The organism is Campylobacter concisus, from assembly GCF_001298465.1.
Lineage (GTDB): Bacteria > Campylobacterota > Campylobacteria > Campylobacterales > Campylobacteraceae > Campylobacter_A > Campylobacter_A concisus.
The window spans coordinates 1702669-1727447 of record NZ_CP012541.1; the positions used below are offsets into that span (position 1 = coordinate 1702669).

At 38.0% G+C, this 24779-nt stretch carries 29 protein-coding genes; 3 read left to right on the forward strand and 26 right to left on the reverse strand.

Annotated elements, in window-relative coordinates; genetic code table 11:
* Window positions 1-4: 4 nt before the first annotated feature.
* The 12 genes from CCON33237_RS09970 to CCON33237_RS08650 all read right to left on the reverse strand — a co-directional run bounded on the left by CCON33237_RS09970 (window position 5) and on the right by CCON33237_RS08650 (window position 10115).
* Window positions 5-235: a tetratricopeptide repeat protein gene (locus CCON33237_RS09970; protein WP_234402291.1), complete on the reverse strand. Its 231-nt coding sequence runs from the start codon at window positions 233-235 to the stop codon at window positions 5-7.
* Window positions 236-278: 43 nt separating this feature from the next.
* A complete protein-coding gene (locus CCON33237_RS10015; RefSeq protein WP_257719887.1) occupies window positions 279-413 on the reverse strand; it encodes a hypothetical protein in 135 nt (44 codons plus the stop codon).
* Window positions 414-548: 135 nt separating this feature from the next.
* Window positions 549-1376 carry an ABC transporter permease gene (locus CCON33237_RS08605; RefSeq protein WP_054197250.1) on the reverse strand — a complete coding sequence of 276 codons (828 nt, stop codon included), beginning with the start codon at window positions 1374-1376 and terminating at the stop codon, window positions 549-551.
* The gene (locus CCON33237_RS08610) at window positions 1369-2022 is read right to left on the reverse strand and encodes an ABC transporter ATP-binding protein (protein ID WP_054197251.1); all 654 of its coding nucleotides are present in this window, start codon (window positions 2020-2022) and stop codon (window positions 1369-1371) included. Before CCON33237_RS08610 ends, CCON33237_RS08605 begins: the two co-directional genes overlap by 8 nt.
* A 9-nt stretch (window positions 2023-2031) precedes the next feature.
* Entirely contained in the window at window positions 2032-2931 is a 900-nt protein-coding gene (locus tag CCON33237_RS08615) for a NapH/MauN family ferredoxin-type protein (RefSeq protein WP_054197252.1), read from the reverse strand.
* 2 nt (window positions 2932-2933) lie between these two features.
* On the reverse strand, window positions 2934-3395 hold the full coding sequence (locus CCON33237_RS08620) for a c-type cytochrome (protein WP_054197253.1): 462 nt from the start codon (window positions 3393-3395) through the stop codon (window positions 2934-2936).
* Window positions 3395-3943, reverse strand: a complete 549-nt coding sequence (locus CCON33237_RS08625) for a c-type cytochrome (RefSeq protein ID WP_054197254.1) — start codon at window positions 3941-3943, stop codon at window positions 3395-3397. The genes CCON33237_RS08620 and CCON33237_RS08625 overlap by 1 nt, the downstream gene beginning before the upstream one ends.
* Window positions 3940-4617, reverse strand: a complete 678-nt coding sequence (locus tag CCON33237_RS08630; RefSeq protein ID WP_054197255.1) for a 4Fe-4S dicluster domain-containing protein — start codon at window positions 4615-4617, stop codon at window positions 3940-3942. Before CCON33237_RS08630 ends, CCON33237_RS08625 begins: the two co-directional genes overlap by 4 nt.
* Complete coding sequence (locus CCON33237_RS08635; protein ID WP_054197256.1) at window positions 4610-5866, reverse strand: nitrous oxide reductase family maturation protein NosD; 1257 nt, start codon at window positions 5864-5866, stop codon at window positions 4610-4612. Before CCON33237_RS08635 ends, CCON33237_RS08630 begins: the two co-directional genes overlap by 8 nt.
* Window positions 5859-6614: a hypothetical protein gene (locus CCON33237_RS08640; protein WP_054197257.1), complete on the reverse strand. Its 756-nt coding sequence runs from the start codon at window positions 6612-6614 to the stop codon at window positions 5859-5861. The genes CCON33237_RS08635 and CCON33237_RS08640 overlap by 8 nt, the downstream gene beginning before the upstream one ends.
* 81 nt (window positions 6615-6695) lie before the next feature.
* Window positions 6696-9284: a Sec-dependent nitrous-oxide reductase gene (gene nosZ, locus CCON33237_RS08645; protein WP_054197258.1), complete on the reverse strand. Its 2589-nt coding sequence runs from the start codon at window positions 9282-9284 to the stop codon at window positions 6696-6698.
* 12 nt (window positions 9285-9296) lie between these two features.
* Window positions 9297-10115: a hypothetical protein gene (locus tag CCON33237_RS08650; RefSeq protein WP_054197259.1), complete on the reverse strand. Its 819-nt coding sequence runs from the start codon at window positions 10113-10115 to the stop codon at window positions 9297-9299.
* A 416-nt stretch (window positions 10116-10531) separates the two neighbouring features.
* Here CCON33237_RS08650 and moaC point away from each other — a divergent pair, with 416 nt between their 5' ends.
* The 3 genes from moaC to CCON33237_RS08665 are packed head-to-tail and all read left to right on the forward strand — an operon-like array spanning window position 10532 to window position 12498.
* Window positions 10532-11008 (forward strand): cyclic pyranopterin monophosphate synthase MoaC, encoded by a 477-nt coding sequence (gene moaC / locus CCON33237_RS08655; protein WP_180382178.1) that lies wholly within the window; start codon window positions 10532-10534, stop codon window positions 11006-11008.
* Window positions 10983-11249, forward strand: coding sequence for an HP0495 family protein (locus CCON33237_RS08660; protein ID WP_021091143.1), 267 nt, complete (start codon window positions 10983-10985; stop codon window positions 11247-11249). Before moaC ends, CCON33237_RS08660 begins: the two co-directional genes overlap by 26 nt.
* A gap of 10 nt (window positions 11250-11259) precedes the next feature.
* Window positions 11260-12498, forward strand: coding sequence for a hypothetical protein (locus tag CCON33237_RS08665; protein ID WP_054197261.1), 1239 nt, complete (start codon window positions 11260-11262; stop codon window positions 12496-12498).
* 108 nt (window positions 12499-12606) lie between these two features.
* On the opposite strand, the gene CCON33237_RS08670 is transcribed toward CCON33237_RS08665, so the two are convergent.
* The 14 genes from CCON33237_RS08670 to CCON33237_RS08735 all read right to left on the reverse strand — a co-directional run bounded on the left by CCON33237_RS08670 (window position 12607) and on the right by CCON33237_RS08735 (window position 24621).
* A complete protein-coding gene (locus CCON33237_RS08670) occupies window positions 12607-13401 on the reverse strand; it encodes an undecaprenyl-diphosphate phosphatase (RefSeq protein WP_054197262.1) in 795 nt (264 codons plus the stop codon).
* Window positions 13402-13458: 57 nt separating this feature from the next.
* Complete coding sequence (tkt, locus tag CCON33237_RS08675; protein WP_054197263.1) at window positions 13459-15369, reverse strand: transketolase; 1911 nt, start codon at window positions 15367-15369, stop codon at window positions 13459-13461.
* Window positions 15370-15502: 133 nt separating this feature from the next.
* A complete protein-coding gene (locus CCON33237_RS08680) occupies window positions 15503-16402 on the reverse strand; it encodes a polyprenyl synthetase family protein (RefSeq protein WP_054197264.1) in 900 nt (299 codons plus the stop codon).
* Window positions 16399-17508, reverse strand: coding sequence for a DUF7488 domain-containing protein (locus tag CCON33237_RS08685; RefSeq protein ID WP_054197265.1), 1110 nt, complete (start codon window positions 17506-17508; stop codon window positions 16399-16401). Before CCON33237_RS08685 ends, CCON33237_RS08680 begins: the two co-directional genes overlap by 4 nt.
* Window positions 17505-17819 carry a YbaB/EbfC family nucleoid-associated protein gene (locus CCON33237_RS08690; protein ID WP_054197266.1) on the reverse strand — a complete coding sequence of 105 codons (315 nt, stop codon included), beginning with the start codon at window positions 17817-17819 and terminating at the stop codon, window positions 17505-17507. Before CCON33237_RS08690 ends, CCON33237_RS08685 begins: the two co-directional genes overlap by 4 nt.
* Before the next feature lie 3 nt (window positions 17820-17822).
* A complete protein-coding gene (gene panD, locus CCON33237_RS08695) occupies window positions 17823-18170 on the reverse strand; it encodes an aspartate 1-decarboxylase (protein ID WP_002941539.1) in 348 nt (115 codons plus the stop codon).
* A 2-nt stretch (window positions 18171-18172) separates the two neighbouring features.
* On the reverse strand, window positions 18173-19456 hold the full coding sequence (locus tag CCON33237_RS08700) for a UDP-N-acetylmuramoyl-L-alanyl-D-glutamate--2,6-diaminopimelate ligase (protein ID WP_054197267.1): 1284 nt from the start codon (window positions 19454-19456) through the stop codon (window positions 18173-18175).
* Window positions 19434-19988 (reverse strand): hypothetical protein, encoded by a 555-nt coding sequence (locus CCON33237_RS08705; protein WP_054197268.1) that lies wholly within the window; start codon window positions 19986-19988, stop codon window positions 19434-19436. Before CCON33237_RS08705 ends, CCON33237_RS08700 begins: the two co-directional genes overlap by 23 nt.
* On the reverse strand, window positions 19975-20250 hold the full coding sequence (locus CCON33237_RS08710; protein WP_021091089.1) for a NifU family protein: 276 nt from the start codon (window positions 20248-20250) through the stop codon (window positions 19975-19977). The genes CCON33237_RS08705 and CCON33237_RS08710 overlap by 14 nt, the downstream gene beginning before the upstream one ends.
* Window positions 20251-20459: 209 nt before the next feature.
* Window positions 20460-21377 carry an NrtA/SsuA/CpmA family ABC transporter substrate-binding protein gene (locus CCON33237_RS08715; protein WP_054197269.1) on the reverse strand — a complete coding sequence of 306 codons (918 nt, stop codon included), beginning with the start codon at window positions 21375-21377 and terminating at the stop codon, window positions 20460-20462.
* Between the two features lie 76 nt (window positions 21378-21453).
* Window positions 21454-22146, reverse strand: coding sequence for an ABC transporter ATP-binding protein (locus CCON33237_RS08720; protein WP_054197270.1), 693 nt, complete (start codon window positions 22144-22146; stop codon window positions 21454-21456).
* Window positions 22143-22892, reverse strand: a complete 750-nt coding sequence (locus CCON33237_RS08725; RefSeq protein WP_054197271.1) for an ABC transporter permease — start codon at window positions 22890-22892, stop codon at window positions 22143-22145. Before CCON33237_RS08725 ends, CCON33237_RS08720 begins: the two co-directional genes overlap by 4 nt.
* Window positions 22889-23497, reverse strand: coding sequence for a hypothetical protein (locus tag CCON33237_RS08730; protein WP_054197272.1), 609 nt, complete (start codon window positions 23495-23497; stop codon window positions 22889-22891). The genes CCON33237_RS08725 and CCON33237_RS08730 overlap by 4 nt, the downstream gene beginning before the upstream one ends.
* 122 nt (window positions 23498-23619) lie before the next feature.
* Window positions 23620-24621: a hypothetical protein gene (locus tag CCON33237_RS08735; protein WP_054197273.1), complete on the reverse strand. Its 1002-nt coding sequence runs from the start codon at window positions 24619-24621 to the stop codon at window positions 23620-23622.
* Between the last annotated feature and the right edge of the window lie 158 nt (window positions 24622-24779).

Here is a 24779-nt window from a genome sequence, read left to right on the forward strand (position 1 = left end):
ATAGCTAATTTTTAGGAACAAGCTCTAATACATTGCAAGCCCGCTTGCTGCCCATCTTGCAAGCTTTATCAAGAGCGTTTGCAGAAAGATCAAAGCTTTGCTCAGTGCCATTTCCTTGAAGATACTTTGTCGCTAGCTCATAGCAAGCTTCACTACTACCATCGTCACAGAGCGATTTAAATATCTCAAAAGATTTTTGCGTATCTTTTTCTGCGCCAAGGCCGCGTCCTAGCATATCTGCATAGATAAAGCAAGAAATTTTATCTTTATTCTCACACTCACTTGAAAGCTTTTTTTGTAAAACTCTCGCAAGCTTTAGTGTTACTTTTATTAATGCACTCTTGCATATTTATATCCCAGTTTGCATTCAAAGATAAAAGAGCAAATGCTAAAAATAAAATGGATTTTTTCATAAATTTCCTTGGAAGAAGTTAGCTCCCTTTGGGGGAAAGGGAGCTATTACAAAAAGGAGGTTTCTTGTTGGACAAGTGAAATAATACAAGTTTCGTCTAAATTTAAAACCAACTTTTCTTTAACAAAAAACAATCTCAAACTAAATCTTTTTTACTAAAGGCAAAATAGCCACAAACTAGCAAAATAATGCCTAGTAAGAGCGGATAAATAATCGCATAAGCTACAAATGTTGCCTTTGGAAAGGTGCTTAAAATAAAATAAGATGCAGTACCGATAACTGCTAAATTTGGATCAAAAAGACTAAGTGCTGCTATCCTGAAAAGCTCTATCGGATTTAGTATAGCAATAGCGTAAATGACATACTCATCAACCGAGCTTCGCATAAGAAGTCCAATTAATGCTAGATCAATGAAGGCAAGCATTATAAGCCAAAGTAAAAACGCCACGCCTTGGCCTGTCTCTTGATTTTTAATCACGCTTGAGATAAAAAATCCAAGCGATAAAAAAATGATGCTTAAGCTAAAAAGTAGCCCAAAATAAAGTATTAATACACCCCAGGGTATCGCAACACCTTTTATAAAACCAACAACAACACAAAGCAAAAGAGCAAACAAAAGTGGTACAAAAACAACAAATGTACGGCCCAGTGCCTTGCCAAAGTAATACTCTCTAAGGCTTAGTGGGAAGCTAAGGATATATTCAAGCAAATTTGTATCTCTATCTTGATTTATGCTTCTTACGGTTGAGATGAGAATAAAAATAGGCACAATGATGACGCAAATTTGTATAAACAAAAGCAGTGCTCTAGTAAGCCCAGAAAAGCCAAGCACACGTGAGTCAGTTACACCACTAAATAAAAATCCTATCATCAAAGCAGAAAAAAGCGCAGCATATATCACAAACCATCTTGAGCGAAAAGACTCTTTTACATCAAGCTTTGCTATTAAAAAAAGATTATTCACTCTTGCTCCTTAAATTTTCTTCTTTGATGATCTTGCCAAGATCCATATAGACGCATCTATCTAATAAATTTGCTATCTCATCGATACGGTGTGAAATAAAAACAAGTGTTTTGTTTTGCGTGAAGTTATCAAGTAAATTTTTAAAAGAAAGCCTTGCTTTTACATCAAGATTTGCCGTTGGCTCATCAAACATCAAAATTTCACTATCCTTAGCAAATGCGATTGCTATTAGCATCTTTTGTTTCATGCCACCAGAGAGCTTATAAAATGGTTTATTTAAATTTGCATGCAGATCAAGCTCTAAAAGCTTGCTAAATTTCTCAATCTCTTCAAATTTTACATTTGAGCTTTTGCAAACAAACTCACAAAGCTCGCGTAGATTAAATTTAAGCGGTGGTGGTGTTTGTGGCACAAATGAGATAAATTTCAAAGCCCCTTTTCTATCTTTTAGAGTATTTACGCCATTTATCGCGATGCTTCCGCTATTTGGGATAAATTCTCCTAAAATGATACGCATGAGCGAGCTTTTGCCAGCTCCATTTTGTCCAAGTATTGCTATTTTTTCGCCAGATTTTACATTTAGGCTAACATTGTCAAGTATCCTTTGTGAGCCAAAAATTTTCGTTACTTCTTTTATATCTATCAAAAATTTTCCTTATATTAGTTTTTTAAAGCCGTTGTCAAATTTCAGTGCATCTTGATGACACACATCAATACACCTACCACAAAGCGTGCAATCAGCACCAGCTATCCTAAAGATATTTTTGCTCTCGTCAAGCTTTGCCCCCTTTTTTGTCATAAAAAGTACGTGAGGCACTAGACAAACATCGGTGCAAACTAAGCAGTGATCGCATTTTTCTTTATCCCAGCTAACTTTTATGGCATTTGGTTTAGCTAGCACCGAGTAAGTAGCTCCAATAGGACAGACATATCTGCACCAAGCTCTACGTGAGAAGAAAATTTCAACCATAAGCATAGCCACAACGAACCAAATAGCATGAAAATAGCCATAGATAATAAATCTTGAAAAAATCCCAACAACATTAAAAATTTCAAATGTAAGGCTTGCACTAGCAAAGCTAAGGGTTAAAAATAAAATGGTAAAAACATATCGCCACTTTGTGTCAAAAACTCGTGGTTTTACTATCCTTTTGGCGCGTAAATTTTCATGGATCTTCTCAGCTATTTCGCTTATTAATGAATAAGGACAGATCCAAGAGCAAAAGCCTCTACCGCCAAAAATGATATAAAAGGCCAAGATACTAAGTGAGCCAATTATTAAATTTACATGGATTTCATGCGTCGCCAGAAATACTTGCAGGCTCATAAAAGCATCTGCCAAGTGAAAACCAAATATCCTTGAGGCACTGATGTCGCCTTCTAAAATTTGTATATCAACTCTATATGAAAGCACAAATAAAAGATGAACTAGAATAATGCTAAATATGCGCCAAAATCGTATACTAGGACGCTTTTTGCCATCTTTTGTAGTTGTGATTAACGTGCTTAGAAAGCTTACATTTCTAATCGTCGCACGAGTGTTATATTTGTCCATTTTTACTTTTTAAATTTAGAAATTTCATCTGCAAGGCTTTCAAGCTCGCTATCACTAACATTTGTAAGTAGCCCCTTCATAAGTGAGTTTTGTACCTTACCAGCTTTATAATCAGCTAGTTTTTTAAGTAATTCATCCTTACTTAGGTGTGTTATATCAGGAGCTACGACGCCTTTTGCATTTGCACCATGACACGGGGCACAAGTTGTTAGATACTGCTTACTAACGCCTTCATTGTGCACTTTAGCCACACTTAGACTTAGCTCTTTTACCTTTTTTAGCTCATCTTCGCTGGCAAATTCTTCGCTAGACTTTAGCTGCTCTTTTGTAAAATTTTGCTCTACTTTTGGCTGAGCATTAGTTGTTACCTTTTCCTTTTTAGGCGGAGTCTGGCTTAACATAAACACCATGATACCGCAAATTGCTACTGCTAAAATAATGGTTATAATCTTTCCTACTTTCATTATTTGCTCCTAAATTGTGTATTAAAATCACTGATTTCTTTAGCTAAATTTCTGATTTCACTATCATCCATTTTTTTAACAAGATCTCGCATCAAGACATTGACTTTTTCTTTATTTTTATAAGCATTTATCATTGTATAAATTTCATTTTCGCTTTTTGTTAAAAGTGATGGCCCGATGATGCCATTTGCATAATCATCATGACAAGCTGAGCACTTTGTGATGAAATTTTTGCTAAGTCTACCCTTTATAAGTCTTAAATTTATAGTTTGAAGAGGGGTTCTTACCATTGCTAAAGCCCCGATTTGACGGCTTACGTTATTATCTTCAAGTCCAAATTTTACGCTCTTTTCGCCGTGCATATCGTATTTTATGAAGTCATTTTGTTTATTTGTGCTTTGGTTATTTTCTTTTTTTTCAACCTTTATGCTAGCACTCGTGGCCACATTTATTGGTTGCTCGCTGGCTGCTTTTTGCGCTTTGTCATCACTCTTTTCACAGCCGACAAATAGCAAAGCAACAGCCACTAAAGACATTATTAATCTCATTCTTTCTCCTTATAAATTTCATCATAACTCATTTTTGGGGCAATATTTATAATTTTTACAGGGCAAACCTCAGCACACACCCCACACCCAACGCAGCCATGCTTTATGAGTGGTAAATTTGCTTCACTCATTACTATTGCACTATCGCCAACTGGGCAAATGCTGACACAAAGGTCACAAATTTGACCGATTTTGCCTTTTATCTTATCTTTTTCTGCCTCTTCCCTATCGTTATAAACTTTGCGAACAAGCAAATCTTCAACGCTATCTTTGCTTAGCTTTTCTCTTTTTAGGCACATACAGGCATTTGCATTACTTAAGACAGCAACACCCATTTTCACATCATCAACAACTTTTGTAGCATGATCTAACGCACCACTTGGACAGGCGAGCACACATGGGAAAAGATCACATAAATAGCAACCTCTCTTTTTAGGATCGATGTATGCTGTACCATTTGAATATCCATCTTTTATATCAAGCAAGCTTATACTGTGATAAGGGCATACCTGCACACACTGACCACATTTGACACAAAGATCATCGAAGTCATCAACCGCGCCTGGTGGTCTAAGATAGAGTTTATCGCCGCTACTTTTTGGCAAAATTTTACCTATGCCATATCCTGTGGCAGCTGCGACTGAGCCTAAGATTATAAATTTTCTTCTATCCACGTTTTGCCTTTAACGCGTTAAAATTTGAAGCATCAAGTGGTTTTATCCTTGGCGTGCTATCTTCAAGTAGCTTTACTGGCTCAGAAAATGGCGCGAGTTTGGCTAAAAAATTTAAGATACTAAAGACACTTGAGCCATAGAAAAACTGCAAATTCGGATAATACTGCCAAAGCTGATCGGCATACGATAGATGCATAAAAGGCGTATCGCCATAGCCATCTTTATCTCTATCAAAGCTCTCATACTCATCATAATAATTTTTACTCCACCGATTTAATGCCATTTTATCGCCTGGAGTGTCGTTCGCAACGATATCCATATTGCCTATAAAATCATTATTTTCAAATATGCTTGTCCCCTGAGTAGCGTGAAAATATACGCCAACTACGTTGTGTAAAATTTTATTGCCTAAGAAATTTATCGTTGAGCCTGGCTGAAACGGCGAGTTATCAAGCAAAATTCCTCTCGCATTATAGATAAGCGTATTGTTTTCGATAGTAAAATTTGAAACATCTTTTAGACCGATACCGATACCAAAAGCGCCGTCACTATCCATAACAAGATTATTTTTTATATTTGAGCCAGCTGAATACATAAAAAACATACCGACTGCATTGCCGATAAAATCATTGTTTTCGACTAAATTTTGATTCGCATACATAAAGTGAAGCGAGTATCTACCGCGGATCGCTTTATTTTTTAAAAATTTATTGTGACTCGCATACCATGCAACCATATCGCGGCTATCATAAATATAATTACCCTCGATTAAATTTTCATGGCTATACCAAAGTCTAACCGCATCACCTCTAAAGCCAAGACTGGCCCCTTTTTTAGAAGTGATGTTATTTTCAGTGATCTTTGAGCTGCTGCACTCTTTAAAATCAACACCAAAAAGTACATCACTCAAGTCATTTTGCGTAACCAAGACATTATTTGCTTTATCACAGCCAATGCCAGCATCTAGCTCACCAAGGTCATTTCCGCTACCACTTATCTTTAAATTTCTAAGCGTAACATTTGAGGCAATAATCTTTACAACTGTGCCTTTACCATTTCCTTTTATGTGAGCGTTTTTGCCCTCACCAACTATACTAAGCGGCTTATTTATAGTTATGCTTCCTTCATAGATGCCATCTCCTAGCTTTATAACATCGCCAGGGCTAGCGTTATTTATTGCATCTTGAAGGATATTTGCAGAGCTAAAAATAGGCAAGAAAGCAAGGGCAAATTTAAAAAATTTACGCATTTAGCTCTTTTTTCTTTGAAAAGACTGCAAGTATGCAAAGCACGCTCATCACCATCATCACCCAAAAGCCGATGGTCGGATAAGAGTGAGTTGTAAAGTGCGCCACGCTACCATCGCCTAAAACGGTTGGCATAAATGGCTTGATCTTAAAGGCGCCCCACTCTTGCATATTGTGTCCATACCAATATAGCCAGCCCACAAATGCACTCATAAATAGCACAGGTGCGATGATGGTTGGCACCATGAGAAGCGAGTTAAATTTACCGTCATAGTATAAAAATGCAAGCATGCAAAGTGTGGCTATAAGTAGATAATAAGGCGCAATCGCTCGCTCGACATTGCCGCCATGCTCCATAGGATACATGCCGATGTAGTGGTTTATCGTGTTCATCTCGTGCACGTCGCCACTATATCCATCTACGTGAAAATATACTGGGATGCCATCTGGAAAGGCTGCCTTTGGATAGTTTGGCGCTTCAAGAGATACATACCAGATAGGAAGAGATGGCGTGCCGATCTCTGCTTTTTGCTCGATCATCTTATGAAGATCGCTTGCTACCTCTTTTGGCAAAAGGTGGTTTTTATACTGAAATGAACTATAAAGATCGTAGATAGTGTAGCTATAAGATGGTAGCTCGTCGCCGTTAGCTATACGCTCTTTAGCTCCATGCCAGCCAAGAACTGGTAGAGTAAAACAAACGCTCATGATGATAAGTGCAACAATGGTATAAATTTTATATTTACTCATAATCTCTCCTTTAAATTTTAAAATTTAGCCTAGCAAAAGTTAAATTTTAAAATTTAAAAGGGGCAAAAATGCCCCTTAAAACTACATACCTGCGTTTTCGTCTATCCATTTTAGATACTCGATGATATTTTTGATCTCTTCGTCATTCATATGCTGATTTGGCATTCTAAGTTTAAAGAAGTCAATCATCGCTTTAACGTAGTCATCGTTATAGAATTTAGCAGGATCTTTTATGAAGTCTGCTACCCATTTTTCGCCGTTTTCATGTCTTAGTAAGACGCCAGTTAGGTCTGGACCTGAGCTTACTTGACCGATGACGTGGCAACCATTACATCCGCCTTTTAGATAAGCCTCTTCGCCTTTTGCAGCAGCTGGGCTCATCGGAGTTGCGATCTCTTTAGCTAGGTTGTTTTTAGCTCTTAGACCAACGTCGGCAGTTTTTACCATGTATTGCCATACTTGGTACTCCCAAAGGATAGCGCCATTTACGTCGCCTTTTTTGTAAGCTTCGTCAGCTTTAGCTTTTACCTCTTTGATGTGGCCGTATTGATCAAGTGCGTCATCAACCAAAGCTTTTACTTTTGGATATTTCTCATAATGCTTCTCTTTTAGGTATTTAACAACCTCTTGGATAACATCATCAGTAGCTTTGTTAGTTGCGATTACTTTGTCGTACTCAGCTTTTAGAGCTTCTGGACTTAGAGTTTTTAGCTTGCTATTTTTTGCAGATTCATATTTTTTATTTGGATCTTTAACAAGCAAATAACCCATCATCTCAAGGTGAAGTGCTGAACAAAACTCGGTGCAGTAGTATGGGAAGACACCTTCCATATCAGCTACGAAATTTACTGAAGCAGTTTTACCAGGCTCTAGTGAAGCGTGGATGTTGTAAAGGTCGATGCCAAAGCCGTGAGTCTCATCTTGTGCGCGCTCTAGGTTTGTTAGGTGAATTGTTACATTATCGCCTTTATTTACCTCGATGTGCTCTGGGTTGATGTGACTTCTGATCATTGTTGCATAGACAGTTACGTTTTTGCCGTTTCTCTCAACTCTTTCTTGACCAGCTAGTGTTGCGTATGGGCTAGCCTCGCCTGTTCTTGAGTTTGTACCCATGTTGTAAGTAAGCGCTGGAGTTAGCTTGCTAGCAGCTATTGAAACAACGTCGTGTGGCTCACCAAGTGGGATAGGCATATCGTAGATTAGCTCCATTTTTGGGCCATTGATGTCGATTAGCTGGTGGTTTTGTGGATGGAGTGGGCCAACTGGGTTGAAGCGATCGATTGAAAGTTTATCAAGTGCGATTGCATATTTGCCAACTGGTTTTGCTGATTTGCCCTCCATTGTATCAAGGTGACCGATGTTGTAATGAACATTTATCTTGTCAAGCACTTTTAAATTTTTATAGTCCCATTTTACGATTTGACTATCAACGTAAAGTGAAGTATAAAGTACGCCATCTTGTGAGTCAAATGATGTGTGCAGTGGTCCAAGGCCAAGTTCGACTTGTCCGTGCATTGACTTTTCTCTATCTAAGATAGGTATGCCGTATGGGTCAGTGCCAGCATACTCTTTTTTATCGATTAGCTCTTTAATCTTTCTAAAGTCATAAACTGATGCGTGAGTATCAAGCTTACCGCCAATAATGATATATCTACCATCTGGGCTTACGTCACAACCATGTGGGCTCTTTGACTCTGGGATCAAAAATAGCGCACCTGCTTTTACAGCAGCGTCTATTGTAACTACCTTGTGTCCATTTATAACTTTGTAGTTTTTCTTGTCTTGAACAAGTTTTTCTAAAATTTTCCAGTTATAAACGTGTAAGAAGTCAGTGTCATTTCTACTTGCACCTGCTTCAAATGGAGGGAGACCTTTTTCGATACCGCCAGTATACATCTCAGTATTTATTGAGTTTGTAAAGCCCCAGCCGTAGCTCTCGCCTTTACCGGCATCACTTAGATCTTGCCAGTATGGTGGAAGCTCAAGAGAAAATGACTCTTTCTCATCGATCTTGCCTTTTGGATAGTCAAATTTCCAAAATGTTACAGCACCTCTATAGACTGCTTCATAGTCGTCTATTGAGTGGTAGTTGTTATCAAGTGGAGCTGCATATTGGCTAGCTTCGATAACGTACTCGCTATTTGGAGTAATGAAGCTACCGCCGTGCTCACTCTTCATGATAGGGTTTACAACGATTTGAGTTGTCTCAAAGTCATGCAAATTTATAACTGCGATTCTTGGGTTAGCTTTATCGTTGATAAATAGATAATCACCAACATACTCACCATTTTTCTCAGTGAAATTTGGGTGGTGTGTATCGCCCCATGTTATCTCTTTGCCCCTGATGTTGCCTTGTTTTAAAACAGCTTTTGACTCATTGTCATAGCCATATCCTTGCCAAGGCTCTGGTGTGAAAACGCCGATGTATTTATAAATTCTCATCGACGGAACGCCATAAACTAGCACTTGACCGCTTTGCCCGCCAGATGAAAAGACGATGAAATCATCTTTTTTACCGCTAGGCTGATAAGTTTTAGCAGCCGCAAGGACATCTTTTTCGCTTAGCCCACGCTCTTTCATGACTTTTTCAAGGTCACTACTAGCAGCACAAGCAGTCGTTAAAGATAGCCCAAGCAACGCAGCACTTGCGACACAAAATAACTTTTGCATTTACTCTCCTTTTTAAAATGAATTTATCTCTAAACTCTTTATCTCATTGTCTAAATTTACGCCATTTAAGACGCCTTTATCTATAAAAATTCTTTTTATCTCATTGCTAAAAAGAACCTTTTGTCCTTTTAGTTTAAGATCTTTGTCAAATTTATAAACTACTCCATCCCCATCGCCTATAAAAATTTCATCCTCCATACACGCAAGAGCTGAAATTTTAGATTTTAAAACTTGCTTTTTAATTCCACTTTTAAAATCTAAAATTTCTCCATCTCTAAAGCCAAGCAAAATATCATTCCCCTTAAATTTACAGGCACTCAGTGGAGCAAAGCCGACACGCTTTTTCTCTTTTAAATTAAGCTCTTTATCAAGCAAAAATGCTTTGCCGTTAAAGCTCGTGAAAAATAGCTCGTCATCAATTGGCAAAAGGCTCGAAATTTTATAAACATCTTTATAATTTTTAGTTAAAAGTTTATTTAGATTTTTATCAAAAACGCCTATGCTGACTTCATTAGCCATATCGCAAGCTACGTAAATTTTATTTTTAATTGCCACAATTTGTGAAATTTTACAGCCAACATTTGGCATAGCAAATAAGAAATTTTTCTCATTTGTTACCTCAATAATCTCATTGTTTAAATTTGCGATATAAAAGGATTCTCCATCATTTCCGCACTCTTGATTTTTATAAATCGTATCTTTTAGATCCAAATTTTTAATTTGTCCATCTTTTATAAAGACGATGCTTTGGTTGCTTTCATTAATAAAGCAGCCTAATTGCTGGGCAAAAGCTGTTATTAAAAACAAACTTATACAAAGCAGAAATCTCATAATCCAAGGTACTTTCATCATAAATTTAATAAGCAAGAAAACTATACATACTTAACTCTTAAAAGCAAATTAGCGATTAATTTATTTTTTTAAGCTTTTAAAGAAAAATATCAATAAATTTTTTTAAATTTCATTATTTACATTATATAGACATTATGATTTAATCAATACTAATATAGTTTTAATAAAATTTATTATTTATTGAATCGCTTATTTTTAGTACTAATTTGCATAAAAATTTAAATTTGAATTATTTCTTAAGAAAATTATTTAAATTAGATAATTATATTAAGTAATGAGAAATCTTTAGCATTTAAGTAAAAAGCTAAATTTTATGTGTTTGATATATTTTTAGCTTAAAGCCATTGGTAATTTAAATTTGTTTAAATAGGCTATAATCCACCAAAAAAGGAGAGATAATGCTAACGCATTTAGATGAGAAAGATCGTCCAAAAATGGTCGATGTGAGCCCAAAAGATCCAACAAAAAGAGTAGCAACTGCTAGTGGGATCATCAAGATGAGCAAAGAGGCCTTTAGAGCGATCAAAGAAAATACTGGTAAAAAAGGTCCGGTCATCCAAACAGCTGTCGTTGCTGCGATAATGGGTGCAAAAAAGACAAGTGAACTAATCCCGATGTGCCATCCACTAGCTATTTTAGGTGTGGATTGTGATATCGAGGAGCTACCTGAAATTTGCGCTTTTAAGCTTTATGTGAGCGTAAAAATAGAGGGTAAAACAGGCGTTGAGATGGAGGCATTAACTGGCGTTAGCGTGGGGCTTTTGACCATTTATGATATGGTAAAAGCTATAGATAAAAGCATGGAAATAAGTAATATCGTATTAGAGAGTAAAACAGGAGGAAAAAGTGGCGAGTATATGCGATCTAAATAACAAAAAAGCAAAAATTGATTACCCAACGCATTGGGAATACAAAATAATATTTGATGCAGATGTCAATGTAGAAGAAAAGGTAAAAGAGATAGTAAAAGATAGAGAATTTAAGCTAGTTTTTTCAAAATTTAGCAAAGATAAAAAGTACGCTAGCTATGACTTAGCCGTACTAGTTTTGAGCGAAGAAGAGAGGCTAGAGATATTTTCAGCACTAAAACACGAAGCAAAATACGTTTTATAAGGCAAAAGATATGAACAGTTTAGAACAAAATTTACATGATTATAAAAGCAGCGATGGCTTATTAATAAGCATAAAAGCTCTTTGCAATAACTTCTTTCAAGATGCTGCAAACAAAGATATAAATGCTTTACCAGAAATTTTAAAGGCTAAAATGAACGAGCTTTATGACAAGATGAACAAAGAAGATCTCATAAACGCAAAAAATCTAAAAAGTGCCATGGAGGGAATAAATCAAGCCATTGTCGGTACTGAGGAAAAGGCACTTTACGAGCTGCTTGATAAAAAAGATGAGCTAAATCGTGCAATAGAAGCAAAACGAGAAGAGATAAAAAATAGGCTCAAAATTTCATTTGAAGCAGCTGAAGAAGTCATAAAAGATAGAAATTTTAGTGAAAAAGAGGAAATTTTAGAGCTTTTAAATAATGCGATCATTAGAGAAACAAGGCTTCTTGGTATCTTAAAAGAGAGCGCTCAAATCGCATTTTTGACAACTCTTGAAGGCGCAAAAGATGTCGAGGAAACAGCTGGTGCGATAGCTAAAAATATGACTTATGTTGCGATAATTGGAGGAGAGTTTAGCAAAGAGCGGATACTTGAAATTTCAAAAAACATCATCATAGCAGCGGCAAATTTAGCAGACGAGGGTCATATTTTTGCAAAAGAGTTGATAAGTGGAGCAATAAGTGGCACAAGAGATGGCATTTTAAGAGCCATAGAAAAGCTTAAAGATGAGGCGAAATTTGCTCCAGATGAGCTTAGGCTAAACTCGCAGCTACTAAATTTAAAAAATATTGATGAAGAATTTATAGCCTTGCTTAGAGAACTTGAAAAGGAATTTGAAGGTGTAGCAAGAAACGAGATCGAAAACGTTATAAATAGCGAGCTAGATACAAACCTAGCAAAATTTAAACGTATTAGCGATCAAGCAAGAGAGCAGATTATTTCAAGGATAGAAGAATTAAAGTCAAACGGCATGGCAAAGCTTATGAGTGAGGCAAATAATAAATTTGAAGCCCTAAAGCAAGAGCTAAACGACAAGAGTAAAAAGCTAAAACTAAATTTTGATACAAACGATAAAATTGAAGAGATCAAACAAGAGATCGCTAATCTTGAGAAAAAAGCCAATGAAAAATTTGAAGACATCAAACAAATTGACATCAAATCAGAAGCCAAGAAATTTGGAGATAGGGCTTACCAAGCTGCAAAAGATCTGTTAAATGTTATTAAAAAAGATAAAAAAGAGGATTAAATTATCAAGCTTATCTTGAAATTTTTCTTGAAAGATACTCACGCTAAATATTCTTGCCAAGTGTGAAAAATTTCTCCACACTTGGATTTTACTTTTTAAAGCTTTAAATCATAAAAATAGATAAAGTAAAAATGCTCCTAAAATCAAGCGGTAGATGACAAAGGGCAGCATCCTGATTCTTGAGATGATCCCCATAAATAGCTTAACGCAGAGATAAGCACTAACTGCACTTATGATGACTCCAAGGGCGATATCGCTCCAAGGAAGCGCATTTGGATCTTTTATAAGTTTGATACTCTCGAGTCCGCCAGCTAGGATGATGACTGGGATCGACATCAAAAATGAGAAATTTGCACTACCCTTGTGGCTAAATCCTAAAAAAAGTGCTGCTGTCATCGTTATGCCTGATCTTGAGACGCCAGGGATGAGCGCCACAGCTTGAGCAAGGCCGATAATAAGTGCAAATTTTATGGTCATTTCATATTCGCTTTTATTTGTTGAGCGTAGATCCGCAAAGTAAAGTGCTATACCAAAGACGATCGTAGTAATAGCAATCACAACGCCGCTTCTTGCGTATTCTTCGATAATGTTGTTAAACAAAAGTCCAAAGATCCCAACTGGAATGGTAGCAAAGCCGACACACCAAACAAGCAAGCTATCGCCTACCATCTTTCTTTGTGCGATCGAGACAAAAAAGTCACGAAGTAGCTTAAAAATCGTATCTTTAAAATAAAAAAGTATCGCACTTAACGTACCAACGTGCACTGCCACGTCAAAGGCAAGCCCCTGATCTGGCCAGCCAAGTAGCTTTGGCACCAAGATAAGATGAGCCGAGCTAGATATCGGCAAAAATTCGCTTATGCCTTGCACCAAAGCCAAAACGATAACGTGAGAAATTTCCATAAAATGCCTTTTTTGATTTTAGATTGCAGTTGGGGATTTTACTCCCCAAGATTAAATTTATATAAGTTCGCTAGCAAAATTTGCAAGTTTTTGCGGAGTAAATCCAAAGTGATCAAATAGCTCGTTCGCCTTGCCGCTGGCGCCAAAGCCGCTCATGCCATAAACTGCGTCGGCAAATTTATACCACTCAAGGCCAGTTGCAGCCTCAACTGCGATGATCGTCGTATTTTTATCTAAAATTCTAGCCACATACTCATCTGGTTGCTCGCAAAGTAGGTCAAAACAAGGAGCCGACACGACGTTTGCTCCGATACCTTGCTCAGCTAGAAGTGTGACTGCTTTTACGCAGAGCGAAACCTCGCTACCGCTTGCTATAAATGTTATCTTCGCATCTTTTGCCGAGCTTAGCAGATATGCACCGTTGCTAACCTCGCCAAATTCGCCTTTAGCGAGCGGATCAAGCCCTTGACGGCTAAGCACAAAGGCACTTGGAGCGTTTAAATTTAGAGCCACTTGCCAGCTAGCTGCGTTTTCGTTGCCATCAGCTGGGCGGAATGTGTAGAAATTTGGCATCGCTCTAAATGTGCTAAGCTGTTCTATTGGCTGGTGTGTCGGACCATCTTCGCCAACGCCGATGCTATCGTGCGTGAAGACAAAAAAGTGCTTGATGCCCATGAGCGCTGCTATCCTTGCACTTGGCTTTAAATAGTCGCTGAAAATAAAAAATGTTGCTGAAAATGGCAAGAAAAGGCCGTATCTTGAGATGCCATTGTTGATAGCTGCCATGGCATGCTCTCTGATGCCGTAGTGGATATTTTTACCATTTGGGAAGTCGCCCATGCTCTTTAGCTCGGTCTTATTTGACGGAGCAAGGTCAGCACTACCACCGATAAAGCCAGGGAGTTTTTTAGCTATCTCATTTAAAATGACGTGGTTTGTATCTCTTGTAGCTAGTTTTTTGTCGCTAAAGTCAGGGAATTCGATCTTGCTAAACTCTGGATTAAGAAGTGAGTTTAATAAATTTTTGCCTTCAATGCTTAGTGCCTCAACCTTTTTGTTCCACATCGCTTCTTCAAGATCGCCCTTTTCAACTGCGCCTCTAAACCTTAAAAGCACGTCCTCGTCAATGGCAAATTTCTTCTCAGGATCAAAACCAGCTGCAGCCTTTGCCTTTTTGATAATCTCTTCGCCAAGTGGGGCGCCGTGGCTGTGTTGTGAGCCCTCAAGCTCCATTGCACCACGTGCTATACGTGTGTTTGCGATGATGAGATATGGCGACTCTTTCTCATTTGCTTGCTCTAGTGCAAATTCGATCTGATCGTAGTCGTGTCCATCGATGCGTGCGACCTCCCAGCCCTGCGCCTCAAATCTCGCTTTTACATCCTCGCTAAATGCGATCGCTGTATCGCCCTCGATCGTGATGTTGTTTGAGTCGTAGATGAGCACAAGGTTGTCTAGTCTTAAATTTCCTGCGATTGAACATGCCTCGTAGCTTATGCCCTCTTCTAGGTCGCCATCGCCGCAAAGGCAGTAAATTTTATGATCGATTATTTTATTATCTGGCTCGTTTAGCACGTTTGCAGCGTATTTTTCTGCCATGGCTAGGCCAACTGCGTTTGCCACGCCCTGACCAAGTGGGCCAGTAGCAACCTCAACGCCTGGAGTGTGAATCTCTGGGTGTCCTGGTGTGTTTGAGCCAAGTTGGCGGAAATTTTTAAGCTCATCTAGGCTTAGATTGTAGCCACTTAGGTGCAAAAAGCTATAGACCAAGCTTGATGCGTGACCGCCGCTAAAAACTAGCCTATCTCTGTTTAGCCATTTTGGATTTTTTGGATTGTGTTTTAAAAAGTTGCTCAAAACCACCATGATATCAGCTAGGCCCATAGGAGCACCTGGGTGTCCGCTGTTAGCGTTTTGCACCATATCAGCGCACAAAAATCTTATAGTATCGGCTTGTTTTTTTAGCATATCATCTCCTTTTATTGCGTCAGATTATACAAAAAAGTGATTAAAACTTGCCTTGCGTTTTGGTTTAAAATGTCTAAAAAGTGATATAAATTTTCTAATTTTTTATTAGCAAAAAGCTAGAAATTTCTAGCTTTTATCTTAGTTGTTTATCTGTAAGCTCCAAGATCATCTTTGCTATGCTTACGTCTATCTGTTTTAGCGCCTCTTCTATCTCGCAAATAAGCTCATCTTTTTTCTTTTTTGCACCAGACAAACCTAGTAAATTTGTAAATGAGTTTTTAGCTAGATCGTTATGTACGGGCTTTCCAGCAGCTGCTTCATCACTTGTAAGATCGATGATGTCATCTTGTATCTGAAAAGCAAGGCCAAGCTTTAGTCCGATATCATAAATTTTCTCGCACTCTCTTTCACTTAAATTTACTATCACAGCACCCATTTTTAGGCTTGCAGCGATGAGCTTTGCGGTCTTGTGGATGTGTAAAAAGACTAGTTCGTCAAGGCTTAGCATCTTGCCAGAGAGGCCAAATTTAGCCTTTGCTCTTTTGGTATCCTCTTTGTTCGTATTTTCAAAAAAACAATCCAATGCTTGACCTAGCACCATACCACTAACGCCAGCATTTTGGCTTAAAATTTCCACGCATTTTATACGCGTATCAGCTGGTAAATCGGCACGTGAAATTTCATAAAAAGCATGCGTATTTAGCGCGTCTCCTGCGAGTATCGCAGTAGTCTCGTCGTATGTTACGTGAAGCGTTGGCGTGCCGCGCCTTAGGCTTGCGTTATCCATTGAAGGCAGGTCGTCGTGGATGAGTGAGTAGGTGTGCATCATCTCAAGCCCCAAAGCCACTCTCATAGCCTTTTGCGTGAGGCTTTTGTCCACGCTATATACCACGCCAAGAAGCAATAGTGCTCTAAAGTGCTTGCCTCCAGCCTTTAGCATAACGCCAAGCGCCTCCTCGTAGTAAGGGTGAAAGCTAGGCACCTTTGGCAAATTTGCGTTTAGAAATTTTACAAAGTCCTCAAGTAGGCTCATTTTGGTACTCTTGCAAAAAACTGAAAGTCATTTCTAGTAAATAGAAGCGTAAAATTTTTTAATTCGCCAAGCTTCTCTAAAAGCTCTTCACGACTACTCACGCTTTGTTTATCAAAACCCAAAATTTTATCGCCGGTCTTGATGCCAAAAATTTCTGCATTTGACTTTGGCTCGACCTTTGTAACGACTAAATTTTTATCCACCGTGATACCATAATCCACCAAAATCTTATCATCAAGCATTGTTTGTGGCTCTTTTGGCATGATGTTGAAATTTGGTATATCAAGACTTGAAGGGGCATCTACATCAAGACTTTGGTTAAATTTTACCTCCCCGCTTACTGGCACTTGAAAGAGCATTTCTTGCTTATCGCGCTTCACAATGATGTCAAGCTTTGCGCCCTTTGGAGCAAAAAGCACCATCTCATTTAGCTCTCTTAGGCTCTTTGGCTTGATACCATTTACACTCACTAGCTCGTCATCAACCATCATCATCTTGCCACGGCCCAAAGGGTCAACAAGACCCACAAAAAATTTATCCTCTTTTTGTAAAAATTTCACGCCGATATCACCGTAATAGACGTCATCATAAGATACAAAGTGCTTTAGATAGCGATTTGGTATAAATTTATCAGCTCCAACAGCTATGCCTATCATCTTACAACAAGGCGTGTTTATCTCGCCAGTCGCGTTATACTCGAAGCTTAGCGTGTCAAAGTCGCCTAAATTTTGCCCCAAAGACTTGATGTGACCCATGACGGTGTTGTTAGAGTCGTTTAAGATGCCAACCCAAGTGCTCTTTTTGATGCGCTCCTCGTTGGTCTCATCAGCCATCACAACAGGGCTTAACTCCTTGCTAGAGCGCACTAAGAAAAGCTGCAAATACGGGTCAAATTTGACATATTCTCCAAGCGGGGCTCCGTCACTTTTTGGCACTGCGATCAAATTTTTAGTGATAGCCACGCCAAAGTGTTTATTTACTGAGACGATTGAGTTTTTGTTCTTTTCAAAGCAGGCGTTAAAGTCCTCTTGCGTAGGCCTAGGATCGGCGTTTAGGCAAAGTGCTGTTAGCAAAAATGCAAGGGCAAATTTATATTTTAGTCTCATTTTATCCCCATCGAAGCAAGGCCGCCAAGCATCCTTGAAGCAGTGTTTTTCTTATCAGCCTCAACTGACTTTAGCACGTCATTTACGGCGCTTATTAGTAAAATTTGCATACTCTCTTTATCTTCAAGCAAGCTATCATCTATGCTGATATCAAGTATCTCGCCGCTTCCGTTTGCTCTCACGCTTACAAGTCCGCCACCACTTTTTGCTCCAAATTCTTTATTTTTGCTCTCTTCTTCTATCTGCTTGGCCTGTCTTTGCACATCCTCAAGCATCTGCCCCATCTTTGAAAAGTCAAATCCCTCAAACATCGCCTACTCCTTTATGATCTCGTTTTTGTTATTTACATGTACGATGGTTGGTTTAAATTTCTTAGCCTTCTTAAATTTCATACTAGCGTATGCCACGATGATGACCACGTCTCCCACGCAAACCTTTCTAGCAGCTGCGCCGTTTAGGCAAATTTCGCCTTTTTTGCCTTTTATCACGTAGGTGGCAAATCTCTCGCCGTTGTTTACGTCTAAAATTTCTACCTTTTGATTTTCTATCAAATTTGCGGCCTTTATAAGCTCCTCGCCGATGCTGATCGAGCCAACGTAGTTTAAATTTGCGTCTGTTACGACAGCTCTGTGGATCTTGCTAGCTAAAATTTCTATATTCATTTTTACCTCTTTAAAAGCTCTTTTACTACTTCTTTGTCGCTAAATGGGTGCTTGACGCCTTTTATCTCCTGATATGGCTCGTCGCCTTTGCCAAGTATGACAAGCGCCCAGCCGGGTTCTAGCTTGCTGATAGCCAGTGCGATCGCCTCTTTGCGGTTGGCGTTTCGTATCAAATTTTCATTTTGGCTCATGCCAGCGCAAATTTCATCTATTATGCTCTCTGACTCTTCGCTTCTTGGATTGTCACTTGTAACGATGCAAATTCTTGCGTATTTTTGGGCGATCGCTCCCATTTTTGGGCGCTTTGTCCTATCCCTGTCACCGCCTGCGCCAAAGACCGCGATCAAATTTAGATGCCTAAGTGAGTTTAGTACCTTTTCGATGCCATCAGGCGTATGAGCAAAATCCACAATGACTAGCGGATCAGCGCTAACGACCTCCATCCTGCCGCTAACCCCTTTAAATTTACTTATCGCCTTTGAAAGTGCGACTGTATCTGGTCGCTCTAGCAAGCAAACGGCGCCAAGAGCGGCGATTAGGTTATAAAGATTAAACTCGCCTTGAAGGCTTGAGTCTATCTCCACATCGCCATTTGGCGTCTTGATAACCGCGTCTATGCCGTCCTTTAGTCCATAAACTATCGGTGCAAAGCTAGCTGGCTTTTTGAGCGAATACGTATAAGCGTTTTTTGGGTTAAATTTAATGCCATTATCATCAGCATTTATAAGCTTCATACAATCATCATCAAAAAAGCTCGACTTTACCCTAGCGTACTCCTCCATGCTCTTGTGGTAGTCGAGGTGGTCTTGAGTCAAATTTGTAAAAATTTTTAGAGTAAATTTCAAGCTCTCTATACGTTTTTGAGCGATCGCATGCGAGCTAACCTCCATCACGAAGTACTCGCAGCCTTGCTCACTAGCTGCTTTTAGGTATGAGAGTGTCTTTAAAATGGCACTCGTCGTAAGCGCCTTGTCATCTATCTGCTTGCCCTCTATAAATGCCCCTCTAGTGCCACTTAGGCCACATTTTTTGCCTAAATTTCGCAAAATTTCATAAATAGCAGCAGCCGTTGTGGTCTTGCCATTTGTACCTGTGATGCCAACTATCTTTAAGTTTTCGTCTATTTTTAAAAGCTTCTTGCACTCTTCAAGGCTGATTATCTTTGCGCCATTTTTTACCGCAGCCTCTGCAAATTTTGCGTTTGCAGTAGTTTGCACAAAGTACGCCCCCTGCTCGCACTCGTTTGAGTCATCTGTTATGAAGCTATTTTCTACTGATATTTTCATCGTTTTGTCTTTTTTGTATCTCTTTAAAAAGCTGATCTATGCGCTCATCGCCACCAAACATCACCGCCGCACTCTCAAGATAGTTTATACTTATTTCGATGAAGTCATTTTTTATCAAATTTCCCAAAAATTCTAAAAAATCATCTTTGTTTGAGATCATTACCTTGGTTGAGAACATGATGTTTTCAAAGACCTTTTTGAAGCTCCCGTCCTTATAAACAGCCTTTTTAAAGTCCTCGTAGCTGATCGCGTCTTGCTCTTCAAAATACTCATCGCTAGCCAATCTTGATTCTAAAATTTTTAAAATTTCATCCATTCCTTCATCATCTTCGCCAGCTCTTAGTTTATCCATAAAATAGTCAAATAAAAGCTTTGCTTCCTCTGCATTTTTCTCGCCAAGGGAGCAAATTTGTATCAAAAATAGTAAATTTTTATCCTGTGTCTTTTCGTAAGCTAGAGAGAAGTAAAAGATCGCTTCTTTAAATTTTGAGCATTTGAAGTGTTTAATGCCTATTTTTTTATAATCTATCAATGTCAAATTCCTCGCCAATCGGGATATTTACGACCTCAAGCTCTGGGTGAATATCCATACGAAGTTGTCTTTCGAGCCCATATTTTAGTGTAGTTGTGCTAGCTGCACATCCATGACAATGCCCTGTAAGTCTTACATAAATTTTGCCGTTTTTTATGCCAAGTAGCTCCATGCCACCGCCATCATTTTCAAGCATTGGTAATACCTTTTGCAAACTCGCACTGACTGGTTTTAAAAGTTCTTCATCACTAAATGGGATCATATCTTTTTCCTATTAAATTTTTGGGCTATTATAGCAAAATAAAAATGCAAAAAATAATGGCTATATTTTTGCTTAGCGCTAATTTTGCTTTATAATTTAAACCTTTTTGACACACCTAGTCAGTTTTGATTATTAAATGCGTGAGCTAAAATTTAGTAAATTTTTGATTATTAGTTTTAGGATAAAAGGGCAAATTTTGCCCTTTTTGTTTAATCTATTAGAAGCGATTTTATATCTACTTTTTGTTCAATCATCTTGCTCTCAAGCATAAATTCTTGCGTAGCTTCAAGTGCTTTTATATCTTCAGCCGTAATCTTTGGACTAAAGTCATACTGCGGATACATGCTCTTTACCGCCTCTATGCTAAGCCCGGTCTCTTCAGCCGTAAATTTTAATGCCTCTTCCTCATTTGCTTTCATAAAAGCCAAAATTTCATCTTGGGCTTTTTTAAATTTTTCAACTAGATCTTTATGCTTTTTGTAAAATTCTCCACTTGTGGCAGTAACGATGACTGGAGTGATGACGCCCTTGCCTGTTGTTACGACACTAAGTCCTGATTTTTTAGCATTATAAGCAGTTGGTCCAGCAAGAAGTGCTGCATCGACACTACCATTTTCAAGTGCAGCTTGTGCAGCTGGGATGCCCATAGAAACGAACTCTACGTCATTTATGCCAAGTCCACCAAGAGCAAGATACCTAACCAAAAGCTCATTTAATATCGTACCTTTTGGCCCTACTATTTTTTTACCTTTTAAGTCTTTAGCGGTTTTTATGCCTTTATCTTTAGCAAATATCGCAAAAGCTTCAGGTGCTCTTGAATAGGCACTTATGATCTTTATGTCAGCTTTATTTGCCGCGGCAAGTATGACTGAAGTTCCGCCAACACAATTTAAAAACTGAAGTGAGTTTGAAGCGAGCGCTTGCGTTTGTTTCGCACCTGAGGTGATCTCGGAGTACTCGACTGGCATGCCAAAAGATTTAGCATAAAAACCTTTAAATTTATCGACGATCGATGGGACGTTTAGCGGCGATTTGACGTAGGTCATACCGATCTTATCTAGCTCACTTGCGTTTGCGACTAGACAAAATAAAGAGGCTGCACACAAAATCTTAAAAAACTTTCTCATATTTGCTCCTTTAAAAATTTTTCAAATTATATAACTTTTTGCTTCATTTTGGTTTTAATTATCATTTTATAAAACGCTAAATTTCACTCAAAATTTTACGCTTTAAATTTATTAGTTCATCGCAAAGCAAATCTCTTAGCTTAGCTAGATTTGATAGATCATAGCTTGATTTCATCCCACCTTTTTCAAGCAAAATGATCTCATCTGCTAAATATAGGGCCTCATCGACATTATGAGTGACAAAAATGATGGTTTTGCCGGCTTGGAGCTTTAAAATTTCAGCCTGCATGCTGGCCCTCGTAAAAGCATCAAGCGCTGCAAATGGCTCATCCATAAGGATCAAATTTGCTTCGTATGCAAGCACTCTTGCAAGAGAAACGCGCGAGCTCATGCCACCAGATAGCTGCGAAACAGCGGCAAATTTAAACTCACTAAGCCCTATCATTGATATGAGCCTATCTATCTTTGCCTCGTCTATCTCGCACTTTTTAAGTGGAAAGACTATATTTTCATAGACATTTAAAAAAGGCATAAGCCTAGGCTCTTGAAATACAAAACCGATCTTTGCTTGCTCTTTAAATTTTATCTCGCCTAGACTTACGCCCTCAAGTCCTGCAATAAGCCTTAAAAGCGTAGTTTTACCGCATCCACTTCTGCCAAGTATAACAGTGATCTTATCTTTTTTTATACTTAAATTTAGCTCTTTTAAAACATCGATGCGCTTGTCATTAATAAAAAAATGCTTGGATAAATTTAAAATTTCTATCATTTTTCACTTCGCAAAAGGCTAAATTTAGATATCAAAAATAAAAATATCCTATCTATGAGTACGCCGCAAATTCCTATCGTAAAAATGCCAACAAATATCCTATCTGCACGCGAAAGCTCCTCCGCATCTAGTATGAGATAGCCTAGCCCGCTAGAAGCTGCGATCATCTCCGCTCCCACAATCGCTCGCATAGCGTAGCCAAAACCTATGCGCATACCTACAAAGATATCCTTTATGGCATTTTTTAGGATGATTTTGTAAAAAATTTCAAATTTACTAAAACAAAAAATTTTACCAACTTCAATAAGCTTCACATCGCAGCTAGTTAGCCCTTTTTGGATACTTAAAAACATTGGAAAAAATGATGCTAGGATGATAATAATAATTTTTGGTGTTTCGTTTATACCAAACCAAAGTACTAAAATAGCAATAAGGCTAAGTGGCGGAACATTTCTAAAAAACTCTAGTATCCACTCATAATAAATACTAGCTTTTGGAAATAGCGCCGCCACTCCGCCAAAAGCAAATGCCAAAACAAAAGCCAAAATATAGCCAACAAATATACGCTTAAAACTAACCATCACATGCGTTATTAGCTCACCGCTTAAGCTCATATCAAGCATCGTTTTAAGTGTCGTAATAGGACTTGGCAAGATATAAGGTGTGAAAATTTCTAGCTCGCAAACGACCTGCCAGAGGGCAAAGATCGCTAGGATCAAAACGCTCTTTTTAAAAATTTCTATCACAGCCCATCTCCATTGTGACAGCCATTTTCACAGTATAAAAGCTCGATGATCTGATAGTTTTTAAGTTCACTAAATTTATAGGAAAATGCGTTTTGTATCTTTTCTTTGCTACATAAGCTTAGTGTTTTTATGCCTAAATTTTCAAAAAATCCAGGTGGGATCGGACTTGATTCTATTTTGTTTATTTGTAAATTTATATCGTTTAGCTCTTTAAAATTTTTCCATGTTAAAAATGTAGTTCGCTCTAGCTTTAAAGAATTTCCAAGCTCAGCCAAGTCCTCACAAGGCGTTGTTATATAAAGCCACTCATCTTCTTTTAGCTTTGAGCTAAGCTCAATGGCACTTTCTATTAAAATGGGATTTAAGCTTGAAATATTGTTTGAAAAATCTTTGAAATTTGATCTTATAAAATTTACAGCTCTTGGACAGCGACTATCTAAGACCATGCCTTTAGAGCATAAATTTTTATATGAATTTTTGACATCACAAACATGATCTTTTTCGCACTCCACTATGTTAAAGCCCTTGTTTTGCAAGAGCTCTTTTAACGCAGAGAAGTCATACATATTTTTTACAACGGGATTTAGCCAAAGTAGCTTTCTCACGAGTTCTCCGTAATTTTAATAATAGAAATCAAGATTCTATCATTTAAAAATTTAAACCAAGTAAAAAGAGCCGCTTATGACTAAAATCATAAAGATAAGCAGTGCAAAAAACTAAATTTAGCCTACACTTTTATGTCTAATTTCTGTTTTTGCTCCACTTTTTCCATTAGCTTTAGTATATCAACTCCGTTTTTCTCAAGCTGCATTAGCTCCTTAAGATAGGCAAATTTCTCATCTTTGTTGATGTCGTAAGTAGCCAGTTTCTCGCTTCGTCCGATCACTGAAGCATAGACTTTGTTGCCATCAAGTTTGTCTGTATTTTGCACATTATAAAGCGAGAGCACGCCCTCTACCACCTCTTTAAAATCCACCCCACTCTTCATGCCAGCTTTCATGAGCGTAAGAAATCTCTGTCTACTCTCTTCGTCAGTGAAATTTATATTTTGTAGCGTCTGGTACTCGATTGGTGGCTTATTAGTGCTTGTTAGCATTGAGATAGCCTTTTTGCCTATCGTAATGCTCTCCACGCCGACTCTTTCGCCAAGATACTGCCTAAGCGCATAATCAATCCACTTATCTTTAAACTCGTCTATGTTTAGGTCCTTATCAAGTATCTCAAACCCCTCCACGTGGCTCTTGTGACCAAGTCCAAGAAGTGTGTTATCAAGTTTTGATGTATACTCTTTTGCAAAGAGATCGACATCTGTTGGATAATATCCTATGATCTCTTCGTGAGCTCTGCCAAAGCCAAGTGCTTTGGTCTGGTTGATAAAATTTTTGAGATCATTTATCTCATCTTTGCTGATTTGTTTGTCATATCCCATGAGCTTGCCCCAGATGCTTATCTTGCCATTAGCAGCTATGCCTGATAGCGAGAAATTGCTAGCAAATGTTAGATTCTCGCTATTTTTTTGAAATTTTATCGTATTTGTTTCATTTAATTTTATTAAGTCAGCTCTAGTATCAGTATGACTTTTTCGTTCATCAACCAAACTACTAGATAAATCATTTAAAGAATTTTTGTCTATATTGGGTTTAGAGTTATTGGTATCAAGCCCTTGTGCTCTACTACTTTGTGAGCCAACATAAAAATTTGTGCCAACTCCATTTACACTACCTATCATCTCAAATCCTTTGAAATTTATTAGATATTTGAAACGAATATCGTCTTTATAAAATAAAATTTTAGCATAGGGTTCAAAGGTAAAAATTTAAAATGTATAATTTTAGATTAGAAAATTTACAATTTTTAACTATGAAATTTTATGGTTTTTGGTTAATA